The sequence below is a fragment of the Coleofasciculus sp. FACHB-1120 genome (assembly GCF_014698845.1).
Lineage (GTDB): Bacteria > Cyanobacteriota > Cyanobacteriia > Cyanobacteriales > FACHB-T130 > FACHB-T130.
Window position 1 is genome coordinate 126,799 of record NZ_JACJTV010000002.1, and the last position, 17,009, is coordinate 143,807.

12 protein-coding genes are annotated in these 17,009 nt (G+C 47.7%); 6 read left to right on the forward strand and 6 right to left on the reverse strand.

All coding sequences use genetic code 11. The annotated features are described in order from the left end of the window. Positions 1 to 36: 36 nt before the first annotated feature. Both H6H02_RS26955 and H6H02_RS02770 read left to right on the forward strand, forming a co-directional pair. Complete coding sequence (locus H6H02_RS26955) at positions 37 to 180, forward strand: CHAT domain-containing protein (RefSeq protein WP_242040532.1); 144 nt, start codon at positions 37 to 39, stop codon at positions 178 to 180. 1,086 nt (positions 181 to 1,266) lie between these two features. Next, a complete protein-coding gene (locus H6H02_RS02770) occupies positions 1,267 to 5,253 on the forward strand; it encodes a CHAT domain-containing protein (protein ID WP_242040533.1) in 3,987 nt (1,328 codons plus the stop codon). A gap of 60 nt (positions 5,254 to 5,313) precedes the next feature. Here the strand turns inward: H6H02_RS02770 and H6H02_RS02775 are convergent, their stop codons facing one another. Continuing rightward, entirely contained in the window at positions 5,314 to 6,207 is an 894-nt protein-coding gene (locus H6H02_RS02775) for an alpha/beta fold hydrolase (RefSeq protein WP_190814457.1), read from the reverse strand. A 392-nt stretch (positions 6,208 to 6,599) separates the two neighbouring features. Here H6H02_RS02775 and clpS point away from each other — a divergent pair, with 392 nt between their 5' ends. Together clpS and H6H02_RS02785 are read left to right on the forward strand one after the other, a co-directional pair. Then, the gene (gene clpS, locus H6H02_RS02780; RefSeq protein ID WP_190814459.1) at positions 6,600 to 6,881 is read left to right on the forward strand and encodes an ATP-dependent Clp protease adapter ClpS; all 282 of its coding nucleotides are present in this window, start codon (positions 6,600 to 6,602) and stop codon (positions 6,879 to 6,881) included. Between the two features lie 42 nt (positions 6,882 to 6,923). Next, a complete protein-coding gene (locus H6H02_RS02785; RefSeq protein ID WP_347342562.1) occupies positions 6,924 to 7,757 on the forward strand; it encodes a type II CAAX endopeptidase family protein in 834 nt (277 codons plus the stop codon). Between the two features lie 230 nt (positions 7,758 to 7,987). Here the strand turns inward: H6H02_RS02785 and H6H02_RS02790 are convergent, their stop codons facing one another. From H6H02_RS02790 to H6H02_RS02805, 4 genes are all read right to left on the reverse strand, one after another. Next, positions 7,988 to 8,683 carry a pentapeptide repeat-containing protein gene (locus H6H02_RS02790; RefSeq protein ID WP_190814461.1) on the reverse strand — a complete coding sequence of 232 codons (696 nt, stop codon included), beginning with the start codon at positions 8,681 to 8,683 and terminating at the stop codon, positions 7,988 to 7,990. Further along, positions 8,676 to 8,939: a hypothetical protein gene (locus tag H6H02_RS02795; protein ID WP_190814463.1), complete on the reverse strand. Its 264-nt coding sequence runs from the start codon at positions 8,937 to 8,939 to the stop codon at positions 8,676 to 8,678. The genes H6H02_RS02790 and H6H02_RS02795 overlap by 8 nt, the downstream gene beginning before the upstream one ends. Before the next feature lie 1,138 nt (positions 8,940 to 10,077). After that, positions 10,078 to 13,356 carry a carbamoyl-phosphate synthase large subunit gene (gene carB / locus H6H02_RS02800; protein ID WP_190814466.1) on the reverse strand — a complete coding sequence of 1,093 codons (3,279 nt, stop codon included), beginning with the start codon at positions 13,354 to 13,356 and terminating at the stop codon, positions 10,078 to 10,080. Positions 13,357 to 13,903: 547 nt separating this feature from the next. Continuing rightward, positions 13,904 to 14,458, reverse strand: a complete 555-nt coding sequence (locus H6H02_RS02805; protein WP_190415157.1) for a Dps family protein — start codon at positions 14,456 to 14,458, stop codon at positions 13,904 to 13,906. A gap of 319 nt (positions 14,459 to 14,777) precedes the next feature. Here H6H02_RS02805 and H6H02_RS02810 point away from each other — a divergent pair, with 319 nt between their 5' ends. Together H6H02_RS02810 and H6H02_RS02815 are read left to right on the forward strand one after the other, a co-directional pair. Beyond that, the gene (locus tag H6H02_RS02810) at positions 14,778 to 15,050 is read left to right on the forward strand and encodes an Asr1405/Asl0597 family protein (RefSeq protein WP_190814468.1); all 273 of its coding nucleotides are present in this window, start codon (positions 14,778 to 14,780) and stop codon (positions 15,048 to 15,050) included. Positions 15,051 to 15,068: 18 nt separating this feature from the next. After that, positions 15,069 to 15,743, forward strand: coding sequence for a (2Fe-2S) ferredoxin domain-containing protein (locus H6H02_RS02815; RefSeq protein WP_190814469.1), 675 nt, complete (start codon positions 15,069 to 15,071; stop codon positions 15,741 to 15,743). A 287-nt stretch (positions 15,744 to 16,030) separates the two neighbouring features. Here H6H02_RS02815 and H6H02_RS02820 read toward each other — a convergent pair whose 3' ends face one another. Next, entirely contained in the window at positions 16,031 to 17,005 is a 975-nt protein-coding gene (locus H6H02_RS02820) for a zinc ABC transporter substrate-binding protein (RefSeq protein ID WP_242040535.1), read from the reverse strand. Positions 17,006 to 17,009 lie beyond the last annotated feature (4 nt).

Genomic DNA, 17,009 nt, shown 5'->3' on the forward strand with positions numbered 1-17,009 from the left:
TCTCGCGCTTTTATTTCGGCTGGAGTTCCCAGTGTTTTGGTGTCATTCTGTGCGATCGCAGAAGCTCTCACTTCTTTACTGATGACGGAGTTTTATCAAAATCTCCAGGAAAATCCAGACAGAGCCACTGCGCGGCAAAGTGCCATGCTAACAATCCTGAAAATATGCCCGAACCCTTAGTCTGGGCGGCATTGACCCTGATTGGCGAAGTGCAGTGAAAGGCAATATTTGAGTAAGATAGGAGTCAATACTTTTCGGTTAACCTCTCCCCAACCCATAATGATTTGTCGGAAGGGTAGAGCAACTAAGCGCACCTACCGCATTCCTGTAAATATTGGGTCTCGTACCTCAAACGCCACGCCCCTCAACGCGGGGTCAGTATGGCGAGGGGAATGGTTACACATCAGATTGTGAATTCCAGAAAACTTACGGCGACTATTGCACACAGCGGATCTGAAGAAAGCGATCGCATCTTTATTCAGTTAACGCCAATTCTTCCGGAAATCTTCAAATTCAGGATGTAGTGGCAGCAAAAGCGTTCGTGAGCCTTTGATCTTTCAGCGATCGCAAAATTTCCAGATCAATGACAGCCTTTTCGGAGCGGTGCATCGAAGCCCGAGGCTATCATTGACGCACGCGGCAATTTTGAAGGAAAAAAGGTACTTTTAAGGTCAGAAAGCTGTACAATCCGGAAGGGTATATCTTACCGACTGAACTGAATCGATGTGGGAAATTGAAATTTTCCTAATCATCCGTTTTGATGATGATTGGGAATTCCCAATTGGCATAAACTCAATCAGCGTCACAGCCAATTAATTCTAGAAAAAATAATTTTACCCTCTCTTAACAGGAATGCGTTCACATCTGAAGTTTATATAGCTGTAGAGGGACAAGCGGCTCAGCACATCTTGTTAAAATAAAATCATTAAAAATGCCTAAAATCTGGTTTTTGAGGATAGCTTGGAAATGGGGCTGGGCAGTGCAAACTAAATTATGTTTTTTTGCAGCTTTTGCCACTCCTCTATTTGAGAATAAAACAAGAAAATTCGGTGCATTCTTACCAAGTATCTGGCTTCCTGTTACCTGCAATACAAGTTGGGGTGACAGTTCCAGAAGTGGCAGCGAGCGATGTGTTTATTTCCAGGAATTAGGCCAATGAAAGCCGCTGTGTGTGGAATTAGTTTGTTACTGAAGGCAAAAATTTTTAAAGTGAAAAGAGAAAAAGGAAAAAGGATAAGATATCTAATTTTACCCTTCGCCTTTTGGATGTTGCCTGCGCTCGAGCCAGGGGGCATCGAGTGGGCGATCGCGCAGGCACAAATTGTGCCAGATAAAGACCCCACCAACAGCACGAACACCATTGTCAATCCCAATGGCAACAGTTTCGACATTACTGGGGGACAAACCTCCAGTAATGGGGCAAACCTTTTTCACAGTTTCTCCGAGTTTGGTCTCAACGCCAACCAAGTTGCGAATTTTCTGTCAAACCAAAATATTAAAAATATATTGGGTCGCGTCACTGGCGGAAACCCCTCTATAATTAATGGTCTACTCCAAGTTACGAATGGCAATTCCAATCTGTTTCTAATTAACCCATCTGGGATTGTATTGGGTGCCAACGCCAGCTTAAACGTAAACGGAAGCTTCACCGCCACCACTGCCACAGGAATTGGTTTTGGTAATAACTGGTTTAATGCATCTGGTAGTAATAATTATGCTGACTTAGGGGGAGAACCCAACGCCTTTGCCTTCACCAACGCTCAACCCGGTGCCATTATCAACGCAGGTCAGCTAAGTGTAGGTGCAGGAAAGGATATTGCTTTTTTGGGTGGCACCGTAGTAAATACCGGAACCGTGACCGCTCCTGGGGGTAAGATCACCTTAACAGCCGTACCTGGTGAGAAGATAGTACGCCTGAGTCAAGCAGGGAATCTGCTGAGCTTAGAAATTAAACCCATAACAGCAGCCGATAGCCAGCCGGAAAATTGGACATTGCCAGTTGCTTCCATCCCAGAACTGTTAACGGGAGGTGGTGCAGGGAGTGCGACTGGGCTAACAGTCAACAGCAACGGTCAGGTAGTGTTAACGGGATCTGGGGTTAGTATTCCCACAGATCCCGGCACTGCGATCGCCTCCGGCAGTCTCAACGTTTCAGGTCAGACTGGTGGTACAGCGCAGGTCTTGGGCAACAAAGTCGGGCTGGTTAGTGCCAATGTTAACGCTTCAGGCACCAATGACGGTGGTACCGTCCTGATTGGTGGAGATTTTCAGGGGCAAGGCACCATCCCGAATGCCTCTCATACCTACATCAGCAGCGACTCTACGATCAATGCTGACAGTTTGCTCAACGGCGATGGTGGTCATGTCATCGTCTGGGCAGACAAAGTAACTGGCTTCTATGGCAAGATCGGTGCCAGTGGGGGCATCAATCAAGGTAATGGTGGCTTTGTCGAAGTATCGGGCAAGGAAAACCTAGCATTTAAAGGAGAGGTGAATGTAGGTGCCCCGAATGGGGTGGACGGCACCCTTCTGCTCGATCCGAAGAATATCAAAATAGTCGCTACAGGTGGTGCGGACGACGCTCAACTCAATGCCGATAATCCTTCGGGAGACTTAGCAGGGCAAATTTTCTCGGCTGATGGAGGGGATGAGGTAGACTTCACCATCTCCAAGAGCGTACTCGAAAATCAGACTGGCAACGTCCTACTACAGGCGACCAATGATATCACCATCGACAACGGTTTGTCGCTGGAGTTTTCTTCTGGTGGCTCGATTACCTTTACTGCCGACGCTGATAACATTGGTGCCGGATCTTTTTCAATGGATAAAACGCAATCCATCACAACTTCCGGGGGAGCGTTAACCATTACAGGAGCAAGTGTAACTGTTGGAAATATTAAAACTTCTGTTAATGGCAACACTGGCGGTGCTGGTAGTGTAACGTTGACTGCATCACAGGGCAACATTAACACCGGCACAATCGCAACAGATGCTAAGGGCAAAATTAATGCTGGTGAGGTAAATTTGACTGCACAAAAGGGCAACATTACTACCGGCGGCATCACAACAACGGCTGTGGGTCAAGGCAATTCGGGTAATGTAAAGTTGTCCGCTCAAGGCAGCATTTCATACGGCGATATAGATGCTACACATCCTGGCAATCCTGGCAATGGCAACCAAGGCACTTCGGGCACTATTACTTTAACAGCAGGAACAGGCGCAGCAACTCCCAAAACATACACGGGATCTACCAAAGCCGGGAAGGTAGGTGTAGATGTTACTCCCACTCCCGATCCCACCCCCACTCCTACTCCCAATCCCAATCCCGATCCCACCCCCACTCCTAGTCCTGGCCCCCTTCCCGATCCCACCCCTGCTCCTACTCCCAATCCCAATCCCACTCCTAGCCCTGGAGACGATACAGGCACTGGCGGCAGTGGCGGAAATAACGGCGGCAGTGACCTAGGCACCGGTGACAGTGGCGGAAATACTGGCGGCAGTGACCTAGGCACCGGCGGCAGTGGGAATACTGGCGGAAATACTGGCGGCAGTGGGAATACTGGCGGCAGTGGAAATGCTGGCGGAAATACTGGCGGCAGTGGAAATGCTGGCGGCAGTGGAAATGCTGGCGGAAATACTGGCGGCAGTGGCGGAAATACCGGCAAAACGACAGGCTCCTCCGGTAGCACAGGGGGTACTGGAACCGGCAAAACGACAGGCTCCTCCGGTAGCACCGGCAAAAACACAAGCTCCGGCAGCTCTAGCAGCGATCAAGCAAGCCAGGGAGATGACGGAACAAGTCAAGGAGATAACTTATCCGGCTCAGGAAACGCTCCGACTTCTACCTCTTCCGGCAAGGAAAATTCATCATCACAAAATGTGAATGCGGAATCGTCTTCCCAGACCGATGCAGGTGACTCTGTTGCAGTTCTGGAAGCATCCTTTACCCGTGAATTTGAGGAATATTTGGGCCAACCTGTTGATTCTCGGACGACAACCCTGGTGCAGGCTCGTAGTATTCTGCAAAAAATTGAGAAAGCAACTGGAGTGAAACCGGCACTTATCTATATAACTTTTGTGCCCCAGACAATTGCACTCGATCCGAGCCTACTGGATACAACGGCTTTCAACGGAACTAAGTCTCTACAGCCGTTTAATCAACCAGAAAATTTGCAGCAATCTAGTTCCCTCGCTAAGGTCAATCGGCAAGAGCTTAACAATAGCGACCAGTTGGAAGTATTGGTAGTAACTTCTGAGGGTGTACCAATTCGCAAGCGGGTTCCTGGGACAACGCGATCGCAAGTAATCAAAGTTGCCGATCAATTCCGCGCCGAAGTGATTAGCCCCCGTAGACAGAAGGCTTACCTGGCTCCAGCCCAAAAACTTTATAAGTGGCTGATTGCACCCATTGAAGCCGATTTACAAGAGCGAGACATCCAGAATATGGTCTTCCTCGCAGACAGTGGGTTGCGCTCTATCCCAATTGCCGCTCTCCACGATGGTCAAAAGTTTCTGGTGGAGAAATACAGTGCGGGGCTGATGCCCAGTCTTAGTTTGACGGATACTCTCTTCAAAGACATAAAAAATTCCCAAGTCCTGGCAATGGGAGCGGAGAAGTTTCCTGAACAAAGCGCGTTACCATCAGTGCCCCTGGAGCTGTCAATGATTACGCCCCAGCTGTGGAAAGGAAAAGCCTTCCTTAACGACGCCTTTACCCTCAAGAATCTGAAGTCCCAGCGCTACTCACAGCCTTTTGGGATTGTCCATCTAGCAACTCATGCGGAATTTGAATTAGGTCCTCCTAGCCAATCCTATATTCAGCTATGGGACACCAAGCTCCGATTGAATCAGCTCAAGCAAATGGGCTGGAACGATCCACCCGTAGAGCTATTAGTGCTAAGTGCCTGTCGCACAGCGTTAGGTAATGAACAGGCAGAGATGGGCTTTGCTGGATTGGCTGTGCAAGCAGGCGTGAAATCGGCAATGGGAAGTCTGTGGTACGTCAGCGATGAAGGGACACTGGGACTGATGACCAGCTTCTATACCCAATTGAAAAAAGCCCCCATTAAAGCGGAGGCATTGCGGCAGGCACAGATATCAATGATTAATGGAGAAGTGAGCATTATGGGAAATAAAATGCATACTTCTAGCGAAGATATATCCCTGCCTCCAGAATTAGCTGGGTTAGGGAATAAGAAACTCTCTCATCCCTATTACTGGGCAGCGTTCACCATGATCGGCAATCCTTGGTAGACCAATAAAAATGCCAAATTAAAAATTCTCTCATTTCTAATTTGGCATTTTTTTGAATTTTTAATTGCTTAATACCCACGAGCGCATCAGAGCATTTACCTGTTCTGGCACCTCATCATGGGGACAGTGACCTGCTTGTAGAAAATGCTCTGTCAGTTGAGGATAGTATTGACGAAATTGCTCGGCTCTATCTCTTGCATTCATCCAGGGATCTGCTTCTCCCCACAACAGCAACAGCGGACAGCGCATCTGCTTCAATAAAACATCAACTTTTTCGCCTTGAGGCGTTCTGAAGACAGAAGCAAACACTTGAGCAGCACCGGGATCGCAAGAGGGGCGATAGATTTCTTCCACCAATCGATCGGTGATCGCACTCTGGTCGAGATAAACTTTCTGGAGCGTATTCCGAATGATTGAACGTTGTCGCGCGTACTGGAACAAAAGGAAACTAGCCCAGGGTTGCCGAAAAAGTGACTGAACGACTTCACCCATCACTTTTTGGATCGGGTTCGGTTGAGTCGGCACTTTAAGATTGGTAAACGGGCCAGCACTATTGAGCAAGACTAACCCAGCGGCGGCTGATGGACGCTGGGCTGCCACGCAAAGACCGCAATAGCCACCTAGAGAGTTTCCTGCTAACACAACTGGCTGACGAATCACGTTAGTGATGAAATCATACACTTGGTCTCGCCACAAGTCTCCTCCATACTCCCACTCCGGCTTGGCTGAACGTCCAAAGCCTAGCAGATCGATCGCCCAAACTTCAAAATCCTGACTCAGTTCAGTAATATTCTTGCGCCAGTGGTCTGTAGAGGCACCAAAGCCATGAATCAATAATAGGGGCGGGCGTTCGGGTTGCGGTTGTCCTGCCCGTACATAATAGATGGATTGCCCCCGCCATTGCCAATAAGTGCCGGGAATGGGGACGGTAGAGGCTGCTGGGGTTGCCTGCATGATTGGGAAAATGTTAAGTAATGTTAACTCCTTTATTTTAGCTTCTCAGGAAGGGTAGATGACCTTAGACATTTACTAGGTCAGTCTAAAGGGCTTGACCACTGCATCCGCGTTAGTGACGCCAGAGAAATGCTGGAGTAAGGCAGAAGTGAAGAGCGATCGCCTCCTCACAACGCATAATCAGAACGCATAAGTATTGAGTAATATAAAAAAAGCAGCTAGAATCTTAACATTTGCCTTGATCGACCCAGCTTCAGATGGGGTAACGTAGGCGCGTAGCGGCTTTCCGTAGGGTAGCACGCAAGCTGTGTTCGCATCGCATCTGGAGTAGAGAAGAGGAGAGTTCAAGTAGCGTTTATCAATCGTAGATCAGTAACGAAGAGGGAAGAGCAGTGTCTGTCGAAACCGTACAAAAGCCTTCAACAGTCCGTAAACTCGCACCTCGTTATCGTGTGTTGCTCCATAATGATGACTTCAACCCAATGGAGTACGTGGTGCAGGTTTTGATAACGACGGTGCCTGGTATCACCCAACCTCAGGCTGTCAGCATCATGATGGAAGCTCATACCAATGGGCTTGCTCTCGTGATTACTTGCGCCTTGGAGCATGCGGAGTTCTATAGCGAAACTTTGAATAATCAAGGATTAACCAGCACCATAGAACCGGACGAATAGGATACGCCCAGGCAACAAGTAAGAGGCAAGAGGTTGTTAAAAATAAACTTTGTTCGTTTAGCCCAGTACCCGGCACCGGCGCGGCTGGGCTGTTTTGTGCTGAGTTTACTCTTGCTTTGGTTGCCCGTGGCTGCACCCATTTACTTACTCTTGAGTAAAGATCCCAACTTAGTCACCATCCTGACGATGGGACTGTTGTTTGCGGCGTTTCTTCTGCTTGTTCGGTGGTGGGGTCAGAAAGTCTATCAGCAACCCCAGTTACTGAGACGCTATGGTTTACAAGGAACGCGGCAAAATGCTAAAGAGCTTTTCTCTGGACTGGGTGTTGGCATATTAATTACTTTCAGTCTGTTTGGGCTGGAGGGGCTATTGGGTTGGCTGGTGTGGCAACCAGCCGCGATTCCATTACCTAAACTGATTTTAGACGGGTTGGCGAGCGCTCTGGGTATCGGTTTTGCAGAGGAATTGGTATTCCGAGGCTGGCTGCTAGATGAGTTGGAACGGGATTATCGCCCCCGCGTATCTCTTTTGGCCGATGCTTTTATCTTTGCGCTGCTACATTTTCTGAAGCCGCTGAGGGAGATTTTTCGGACTTTGCCAGGATTTCCAGGGTTGTTGCTGCTGGGATTAACCCTGGTTTGGGCAAAGCGCGGAAGCAAGGGGCGTTTGGGACTCTCGATCGGTCTGCACGCGGGTTTGGTTTGGGGATATTACATCATTAATGTGGGGAATCTGGTGCAATTTTCTGGTCAAGTTTCCGACTGGATTACCGGCGTTGACAAGAATCCCTTGGCGGGGGTAATCGGGTTGGTGTTTTTGAGCGTTTTGGCGTTTGGGATGCGGAAGCGATCGCATTCACTACGCTTGCCCCAATAATCAACAACCAGTGACCCTAGACTCGATCCATCGCCTTGCCTAATCTTGCTTCTGAATGGGGGCTTATGGATTGGGGAAGTCCCTATCTATCAGGCAAACGGAATTCTCTACTTTCCTGCCTCTCTCCCCCATCTAGACTCTTTGGAGAGAAGTTAACCGAAAAGTATTATAAAACTTAGTTGTGGCAGATTCGGGAAGCGGCTTTGGACGAGCAACGAGCGCGAACATCCTTACCAGATTGCTCCTCGCCGCCTCAAGTCACGCTTCATGGTTTCTGAAAGTCCTGTATTCTCTCCAAATCGAGCCTTCTCCACTTTTACAGTGGCTAAATCCGCATCGCTCAAATTGGCACGACGCAGGTCAGCGCCGCTTAGGTCGGCACCCATTAAGTTTGCACCTATCAACGTGCCACTACTCAGGTCAGCACGACGCAGGATAGCATAACTCAAGTTCGCCTCACTCAGGTTGACACTACACAAGGAAGCATCAATCAAGTTGGCACGACAAAGGTCGGCTCCAATCATTTGAGCCTCATTCAGTCGGGCACATAGCAAGTTGGCACTGTTGAGGTTAGCACCAATCAAGTTTGCCCCCATCAAACAAACTTTGATGGCGTCAGCTCTGATGAGATTGGCACTGAGCAAATTGGCACCACTCAAATCAGCCATATTCAAGTTGGCTTTATTTAGCTTGGCACCCGCGAGATCGGCACCAATCAGGTTGGCACCCAGCAGCAGCGTACCCAGCAAAATCGAACCGCTTAAGTCGGCACCATGTAGGTCAACACCACTGAGATTAGCACCCGCGAAATCTTTAACGGGATTTAATCCAGCAATTTCTGCTAATTCAAGGAAGTTATCTGTATCTGCCTCTACAACGTGCAAGATCAAGTCTTTCAGTCGCTGGAGAGATTTCTCATTAGGCACATTCAAACTCTGTCCGGCTTTCATTAGGCTTTTGTTTGGACTTGAATAGGCAGAGGGCAATCATTCTCTCTATTACTGCCCTCTTGTTACGACTAATATGCTTCAACCCCAGTTCCTCAACATCCGGAAATTCACTTACAAATTGGTTATTTTGCTCTAGTTGAGCCAAAATTGCTTCTAATGATTTATCTAGATTATCTGTTGACTCACCTTCAAGCATCTCTAGGTGGAATTTTTTAGGGTTTGAGTATTGCATTTTTTACCTCAACATCATTTAGCTTAAGTAGATCCATTATAAAAATAACATTGCACTGCGATCGCCGGTGAAATATCCACTAAAATTTACGTGAATTCGAGGGTTCATCAAGTTATGGAAAAGTGACAAACTCATTCTCGTCTAGATGTCTGAGGCTGCATGAGTTCTAGAAAAAATTTTTGATTTCTAACCAGTAAAATAAAACTAATATTTTGTGTTTTTCTATACTTAGCTTACTTAGATTTTGAGTCCTGGCTTGAACTCGCTCGAAAAAACTTTACGGTTGTGTTTGTCTAAAGTTCGATTGATTGGCATTGCCCCGACAAAACATCTGGGATCATTACGGGCAAACATTTGTCAGACTTATAGGAAGAAAATTTAACCTTGACCCGCCTGAGGTACTTTGAGCGATCGCTTATCGGGCGAGCGTGTTGCGTAGCAAACAGCGTATGCTGCAATGACGTGGCTATTTAGCGATCGCATCGGTTCGGTTGCATCAGGGGAACACCGCTCAAACTTCCTGTGTAACCTATAGTACCTCTGCCTACTGAGATTTCCTTTTATCAAGATGCCTTTCCAGTCAAGTTTCTATCAAATTGCGTAGAAAAGTAGTTGTGAATCCACGCTTCTCGATAGAAGGCTAATCTTATGATTTGATGACAATTAAATATTGTGGTAATTTCTTGTAGCTGTCAAAAAATATTAACTCCGTTGCTGCCAACCGTTGCCTTAACGAGGGGGTAATAAATTTATACTTATTCCTAATAATTCATAACGGTTGTCAATAAATTGCAACAGCTCATCGTCAGTTTCTGGGATGACAAGCTTGACATTTTGAACGGGAAAGGGTGTGAGAACGGGGATGCTTCGCTCTTTCAAAACCTGATTTAAGCCCTGGCTTAAGTAGGGATACTGATCGCATCTACGTAGATTTCGGCTTAGTTTTGAAAGAACCCAAACCTGTTTCTCGAAGAAAACAGGTTTGGATGAACACCCTTGCGATCGCTTCGGTAAAATCCCCTAAGAATTATGGGGAATTCCTGGAAGGGCGTTTGGCATTTATAGCGGTTCTTATTTTTATGCCATACACTCCGAGCTCACCCCTCCCCTTTCCAATTCCGAAAAGGGGACTGGAGGGTTAAACCTGGATTGGACTCAACTTGGCATCACTATAGTTGGGGATGCCAATATAGTCTTGTAGGGCTTTCACCTCCAAAGGAGCTGACTGCAAGGCGCGAATCGCTGCCGCAGTGGCTTTGGCACCTGCAATCGTCGTGATCATGGGGATTTTGTAAGTGAGGGCGCTGCGACGAATCAAGCGTCCATCTGCCTGCGCTTCTTCCCCAGACGGTGTGGTGATAATCAGCTGAATCTTGTTATTTTTGATTGCATCTAGAACGTGAGGACGCCCCTCATGCAGTTTCAGCACCACATCCACCTCTAGCCCATGTTCCCGCAGCACTTTGCGCGTGCCGATGGTGGCGACAATATGAAAGCCCAATTCAATCAAATCTCTGACCACTGGCACCGCCGCCGCCTTGTCCCGGTCGTTCATTGAGACAAACACTGTGCCAGATAAGGGCAACCGCTGTCCCGCTGCTAACGCTGCCTTAGCAAACGCTCTTCCGAAATCCACGTCAATCCCCATCACTTCTCCGGTCGAGCGCATTTCTGGCCCCAGAAGAGTGTCAGCACCGGGGAATTTTTCAAAAGGCAACACGGCTTCCTTGACAGCAACATGACGCGGCACTACCTCCTCTGTCAAGTCGAGGGATTCCAGCGTGGCACCTGCCATAATCCGGGACGCTAGAGCGGCTAGAGGCACTCCTGTCGCTTTGGAGACATAAGGAATGGTGCGCGAGGCTCTGGGGTTGGCTTCGAGAATGTAAACTTGTTCCCCCTGAACGGCAAACTGGATATTCATCAAACCAATCACCTTGAGAGTCTTGGCGAGATCGAACGTCCAGGTACGGATGGTATCCAAAACTGCTTCCGATAGGGAAGTATAGGGCAAGGAACAGGCAGAATCCCCAGAGTGAATGCCCGCTTGTTCGATATGCTCCATGATGCCGCCAATCACTACTGTGCCAGTGTGGTCAGCGATCGCATCCACATCCACCTCAATCGCATTTTCCAAAAACTTGTCGATCAAGATCGGATGATCGGGTTCTACCAGCACCGCATAGAGCATATAGCGCTGCAAGTCCTCATCGGAGTAGACAATTTCCATCGCCCGTCCTCCCAATACATAGGAAGGACGTACCACGACGGGGTAGCCAATGCGCTGTGCGACCGCTAAGGCATCTTCAAAACTCCGAGCAATTCCGTTCGCTGGCTGCTTAATATTGAGTTCCCGCAGGATTTTTTCAAATCGCTCTCGGTCTTCAGCGGTGTCAATCGAATCTGGCGAAGTTCCCCAAATTTTAGCGGTGATTTCGGGGTGGGATTGCAGATATTCCTGCAATGGCAAAGCCAATTTTAGCGGCGTCTGCCCCCCAAACTGCACGATAATCCCTTCCGGCTTTTCCGCCTCGATGATGTTGAGAACATCTTCTTTTGTCAGTGGCTCAAAGTAGAGGCGATCGCTCGTATCATAATCAGTGGAAACGGTTTCTGGGTTTGAATTGACCATAATCGTCTCAAACCCTTGCTTGGAGAGAGAATAAGCTGCATGACAACAACAGTAGTCAAACTCAATCCCCTGTCCAATCCGGTTCGGGCCACCCCCTAGAATCATCACCTTGCGGTTATCTGAGGGCAATACCTCCGATTCTTCCTCGTAACTTGAGTAGTAATAAGGAGTCAACGCCTCAAATTCCGCCGCACAGGTATCCACGGTTTTGTAGACGGGGACGACGCCCAAATTCTTACGGTAGTCGCGGACTTCATCTTCTGTCGTTTTAGTCGCGTAGGCGATCTGGCGATCGCTAAAACCTTCCCGCTTGATGTCCCACAACTTTTCTTTTGTCAGGTCTTTCAGCTTGCTTCGCTTCAAGAACTTCTCGGTTTCCAACAGTTGTTGCATCTTATCTAGGAACCACGGATCGATTCCCGTTAGTTCATAGACTTCTTCTACCGTCATCCCCATCAACATGGCATGACGAACGGTGAAGATTCTCTCTGGATTAGGCGTCCGCAGTCCCGAACGAATTTGCTCTAAACTCGGCAATTTCTCGCTCTTGTCGCATCCCCAACCCGCGCGACCCGTTTCCAAGCCTCTTAATGCTTTCTGGAACGACTCGCAGAACGTCCGTCCCATCGCCATCACTTCTCCCACCGACTTCATCTGCGTCGTCAGGATTGCCTGAGAACCCGGAAATTTCTCAAAGGCAAATCGGGGTATTTTCGTCACCACATAGTCAATGGTTGGCTCAAAGGACGCCGGGGTTTTCTTGGTGATATCGTTGGGAATTTCGTCGAGGGTATAGCCTACCGCCAACTTTGCCGCTATCTTCGCAATTGGGAACCCGGTCGCTTTAGAAGCCAGGGCAGAACTGCGAGAAACGCGGGGGTTCATCTCAATGACAATCAGGTCGCCAGTCAGAGGATTAACTGCAAACTGAATATTCGAGCCGCCGGTTTCTACCCCAATCTCGCGGATAATTTTAATCGACGCATCCCGCAACCGCTGGTATTCCTTATCGGTGAGGGTTTGCGCGGGTGCTACGGTAATCGAGTCCCCAGTGTGGATGCCCATCGGGTCAAGGTTCTCAATCGAGCAGATAATCACGACGTTATCTGCCAAATCGCGCATGACTTCTAGTTCGTACTCTTTCCAACCCAACAGCGACTGTTCGATGAGAATTTGCGACACCGGGCTGGCGTCCAGACCGCCCTGAGCCATTTCTTCAAATTCTTCCTGGTTGTAGGAAATACCGCCGCCGGTGCCGCCTAGGGTATAAGCAGGGCGGATAATCAAGGGATAGCTGCCAATTTGGGATGCGATCGCTTTCGCTTCGTCGAGCGTGCTAGCAATCCCCGATGGGCAAACACTCACCCCGATTTTCGCCATTGCTTCTTTAAACAGCAGCCGGTCTTCGGCTTTCTCAATCGCCGGTAGCTTGGCTCCGATTAATTCGACTCCGTACTTTTCCAATACTCCATTTTTTGCAAGGGTGACGGCTAGATTTAGAGCAGTCTGACCTCCCATCGTGGGCAGCAGAGCGTCAGGTCGTTCTTTGGCGATTACCTTTTCTACGATTTCTGGTGTCAACGGTTCAATATAAGTGCGGTCAGCCGTTTCCGGGTCGGTCATAATGCTGGCTGGATTCGAGTTCACCAGCACGACTTCATATCCTTCCTCCCGGAGCGCCTTACAGGCTTGAGTGCCTGAATAGTCAAACTCGCAGGCTTGTCCAATCACAATTGGACCAGAGCCTAGTAACAGAATTTTGTGGATGTCCTGGCGGCGGGGCATAGTTGTTTGTCCTAGCGTGACTGTTTTAAGTCCAGATTATTTTAAGGGCTTTCTTCCCGATGCTTGGTAGTGGTTTTTGCCAATTTGCCCAAGATTTGATGACGAAAGGTTTGTGCAACTTCTTTTCGGTCAACGGGCGGTGTCTTCTGGTTACGACCCACTCGCCTCGAAAAGGGCGGTTTGAGCGAGGCTATCAGTTTTAGAAAACCAGGTTATCGGGTCTCTACCGTGATACGTCAAACCCGCTCCTGTATTCTGAAACTCCTCGGTTTTCCTTCCCATGATGTATGGAAGCCAATAAATCTGCCTTTTTAGTTAGTTGACAACTAATTTCAACAAGCTTAAGATAAATTTCTGGGTTTTCTTTGACAACTTAATCAGAACTTTTACAACTTCATAATAAACAAGCAGAGAGAAGATATCTTCCCTCTGCTCAGTTAGTGTTACTCTCTGTCTTAAAGAATCACAGGTTAGGTGCTGAAAACTTTAGCAGCCTGCATATTTAGGCTACATCTAGCTTACCTCAACTGGTTCCAAGAGGCAGATACTAATTATTCGTAGTCTGGACAAAACCCAAGGTCAAGCTGTCTTTAGCGAGGAAGTGAGCCAGATGATAAGCTCGCTCTTCGGTTTTCAGCAAGATTGTTTCGTACAGATAACGGGTTGCGCGATCGCCCAAACTTTCTGCTTGTCCTGCCTGACGGCGGATGAGCTGAATCATGGCTTGCTCGGCAGCTAAGTCGTGTTCCACCATCTGGCGGCAAGAAAATACTCCTTCATCTTCTGGCGTGAAGCAGCACAGTTCTGCTAACTTGGCAAAGCCAGCCACAGGAACGCCACCGAGTCCATCCAACCGTTCGCCAATATCATGAACGTGTCCCTGCACCTGTTCGTAGCTTTCGCTGAAGAACTCGTGCAGCATATAAAATTCTGAACCTTCGACCACAAAGTGATGCTTTTGATATTGCAAGTACAGCGCCTGAAAACTCGCTAGAGCAATGTTGAAGCCTTCACAAACCGGGGTGGTGATACTGCGATCCAGCAACACCGGATTGTCATAAACCTGACCGAAGGAGCGCAATACACTCTGAGTTTCGGACATCGTTGTGTTCTCCTCTCAATAAGCAACGGTTGTTGCTAATGCAGTAAGTGTATCACGCTAACCCAATATTGGTGTCTAACTATAGTCTGAGCCAGTTTGACCGATCCGCAGCAAGCACTGGTTCCTCAGCTATATCTTTGCCGATCTCTCGCAAACAATTACATTTTTAGTTAAGCTAGTTGAGAATTGTTGTCGTTTGAGTTATATGTATTAACTAGGGTGAAATTGTAAAAATTCCCTAGGTCAGGGAATTTTCGGAAAGGCTAGCGAGTCCAGGGAAGTTATAGACAATGCTAATTTTTCGCGTCTGTGGGAAGGAATGAATCCAATAGAGCCAATCGAGCCACAACCAGAAACCGGCAAGGTTGTTGAGGTGAATCGAGCAGATCGGTGGCAAGTTTATTACCGCTTGCGAGAGTTAGGAATTTCCTGTGGGTGTGCGGTTGATCAGCCCTTGCTGGTTGAGGTTTACAGCACGACAGCAGCGATTCAGCTGTGGAGTGTAGTCAGACAGTTAACTGCATCGCGCGGCGAGTTAATTAGCCATCTAGAACGCTGCTGGCAGACGAGTAACGATCCAAAAGAAAGTTAAAAGAGGTTTTAAAAAAGCATGAGTAAGTTTAAACAAAACATCTCAGAATTCCGCCTTGAGGGATGGTTACTCGGTTTTGTCATGGAAGATGGCTATAAAATCAAATCTTTGAGACTCGCAACTTCCGAGGGTGAATGTCAGATCAAGCTTGCCAAAGAAGCTCGGATTTCTCTGTTTCGCTCAGCAGTGACACCCGGTACTTGGGTTGAGGTCTTTGGCGAAACCAAGCTCAAGTTAAAAAGCGGAGAAGTTAAACAAAAAGCTTATCTGGTTCAACCCGGTGTTCCTCCCAGCCAATTGCAGGAAGTTGCATTTCAGGAAGTTGGACAAGTAGAGGCAATTCAAGAAACGCCTCCACCTGCTAAAAAATTACCGCTCCCTTCCGGCGTCAAAGCGACAATTTTGGTGTGTAAAAAGTCAGATTGTTGCAAGCTGGGGGCTAATAAAGTTTGTCAGGCTTTGGAAGAAGGTTTGCGCGATCGCGGCTTGGACGACCAGGTTACGATTAAGGGGACTGGCTGCATGAAGCGTTGCAAAGCAGGGCCAAATATCGTTATGCCAGACAAAACTCGTTACAGTCGGATTCGCGCTACAGAAATCCCTGAAATTATAGATAAGCATTTTCCAGATGAGACGATATCTGAAGAGCTAATTGCACCTCTGTTGGAATGGGAAACAGTTCGGGTTCGTTAATAATGTTTCGTAATTTATAGATAATACATACCCCCAGCTTCTTTAGAGTGGAAGTTGGGGGTATCTGCTATGTGCAGCCTGTCATAATATTAGTACCTGACCAAAGCGAGTAGATGACTATGGCGATCGCTGTCGTCGGGTATTATTAATTACTCAAAATCAGACATTAGGGTTTAACAGTGGTGATGTGGTAAGTACACAATTGGTACTCCCAGGATTTAGTTTTGCGCTAGATGAATTTTTAGCTTGAAGCTCTACCTTAAGTAAGGTAAAAATTGCCCATATTATTAAGGTTGGCTAGAAGTTTTCGCCTTTAAAGGAGTATACTTACCTCCCAATCCTTCGACAAGGGTGCGCGTATTAGCTATCAATACTCCTTGGTAATTCTCGCCTTCCGTTCCTGATGCACCGAGACTATCTGCAAACAGTTCTCTATCTGAAACTTTGACATTCGCCTCTTTAGCTACCGCTTCAATCAGTCTGGGGTTTGTCGTCGTTTCTGCAAAAATTGTGGGAACACCAACATTTTTGATGTCTTTAACGAGTGCTTTCACTCGTGCGGCGGCGGGTTTTTCTTCGGTACTCAGTCCACCCAAAGCCCCTTCAAACGACAAGCCATAAGCTTTGACATAGTAACCCAGGGCATCATGAGTTGTAACTAATTTGCGTTGAGTCGGGGGAATTGTGGCAACTTGAATTTTAATCCAAGTATCTACCTGCCGGAGTTCACTTGTTAATTTTTCGGCGTTACTGTTATAAAGTGCCGCATTGCTGGGGGTTAATTTTTCCAAGTTGCTGCGTATGGTTTCCACAATCCGGATGCCATTTTTTGCATCGTGCCAAACGTGAGGATCAGGAACGGTTTTGCCATCTTCTTCAAATGGTTCTGGGTTGGGAACTGCAACTTCATTCACGGCAATTTTAGAAGCTGGATTTTTAGTTGCCTGGATTAATTTAATTAAACCTGGTTCAAAATCATAGCCTGCGTAGAAAATCAGTTTGGCTTTCTCAATGGCTTGGCGATCTTCGGGTTTCGCTTGATACAGGTGCGGATCGGTGCCAGGATTAATTAAGCAAGTGAGATCGATCGTGTTTTGGGCAATTTCTTGTGTTAAGTCACACAAAATATCGGTGGTTGCTACGACTTGAGGCTGATTCGTGTTGGGATTTGTCGGTGTGTTAATTGAGTCAACTGGTGCTGAATTACACCCTAGTAGCCCAAAGGCGATCGCTACTCCGAGAATTTCCAAGTTTAATTTCATGTTC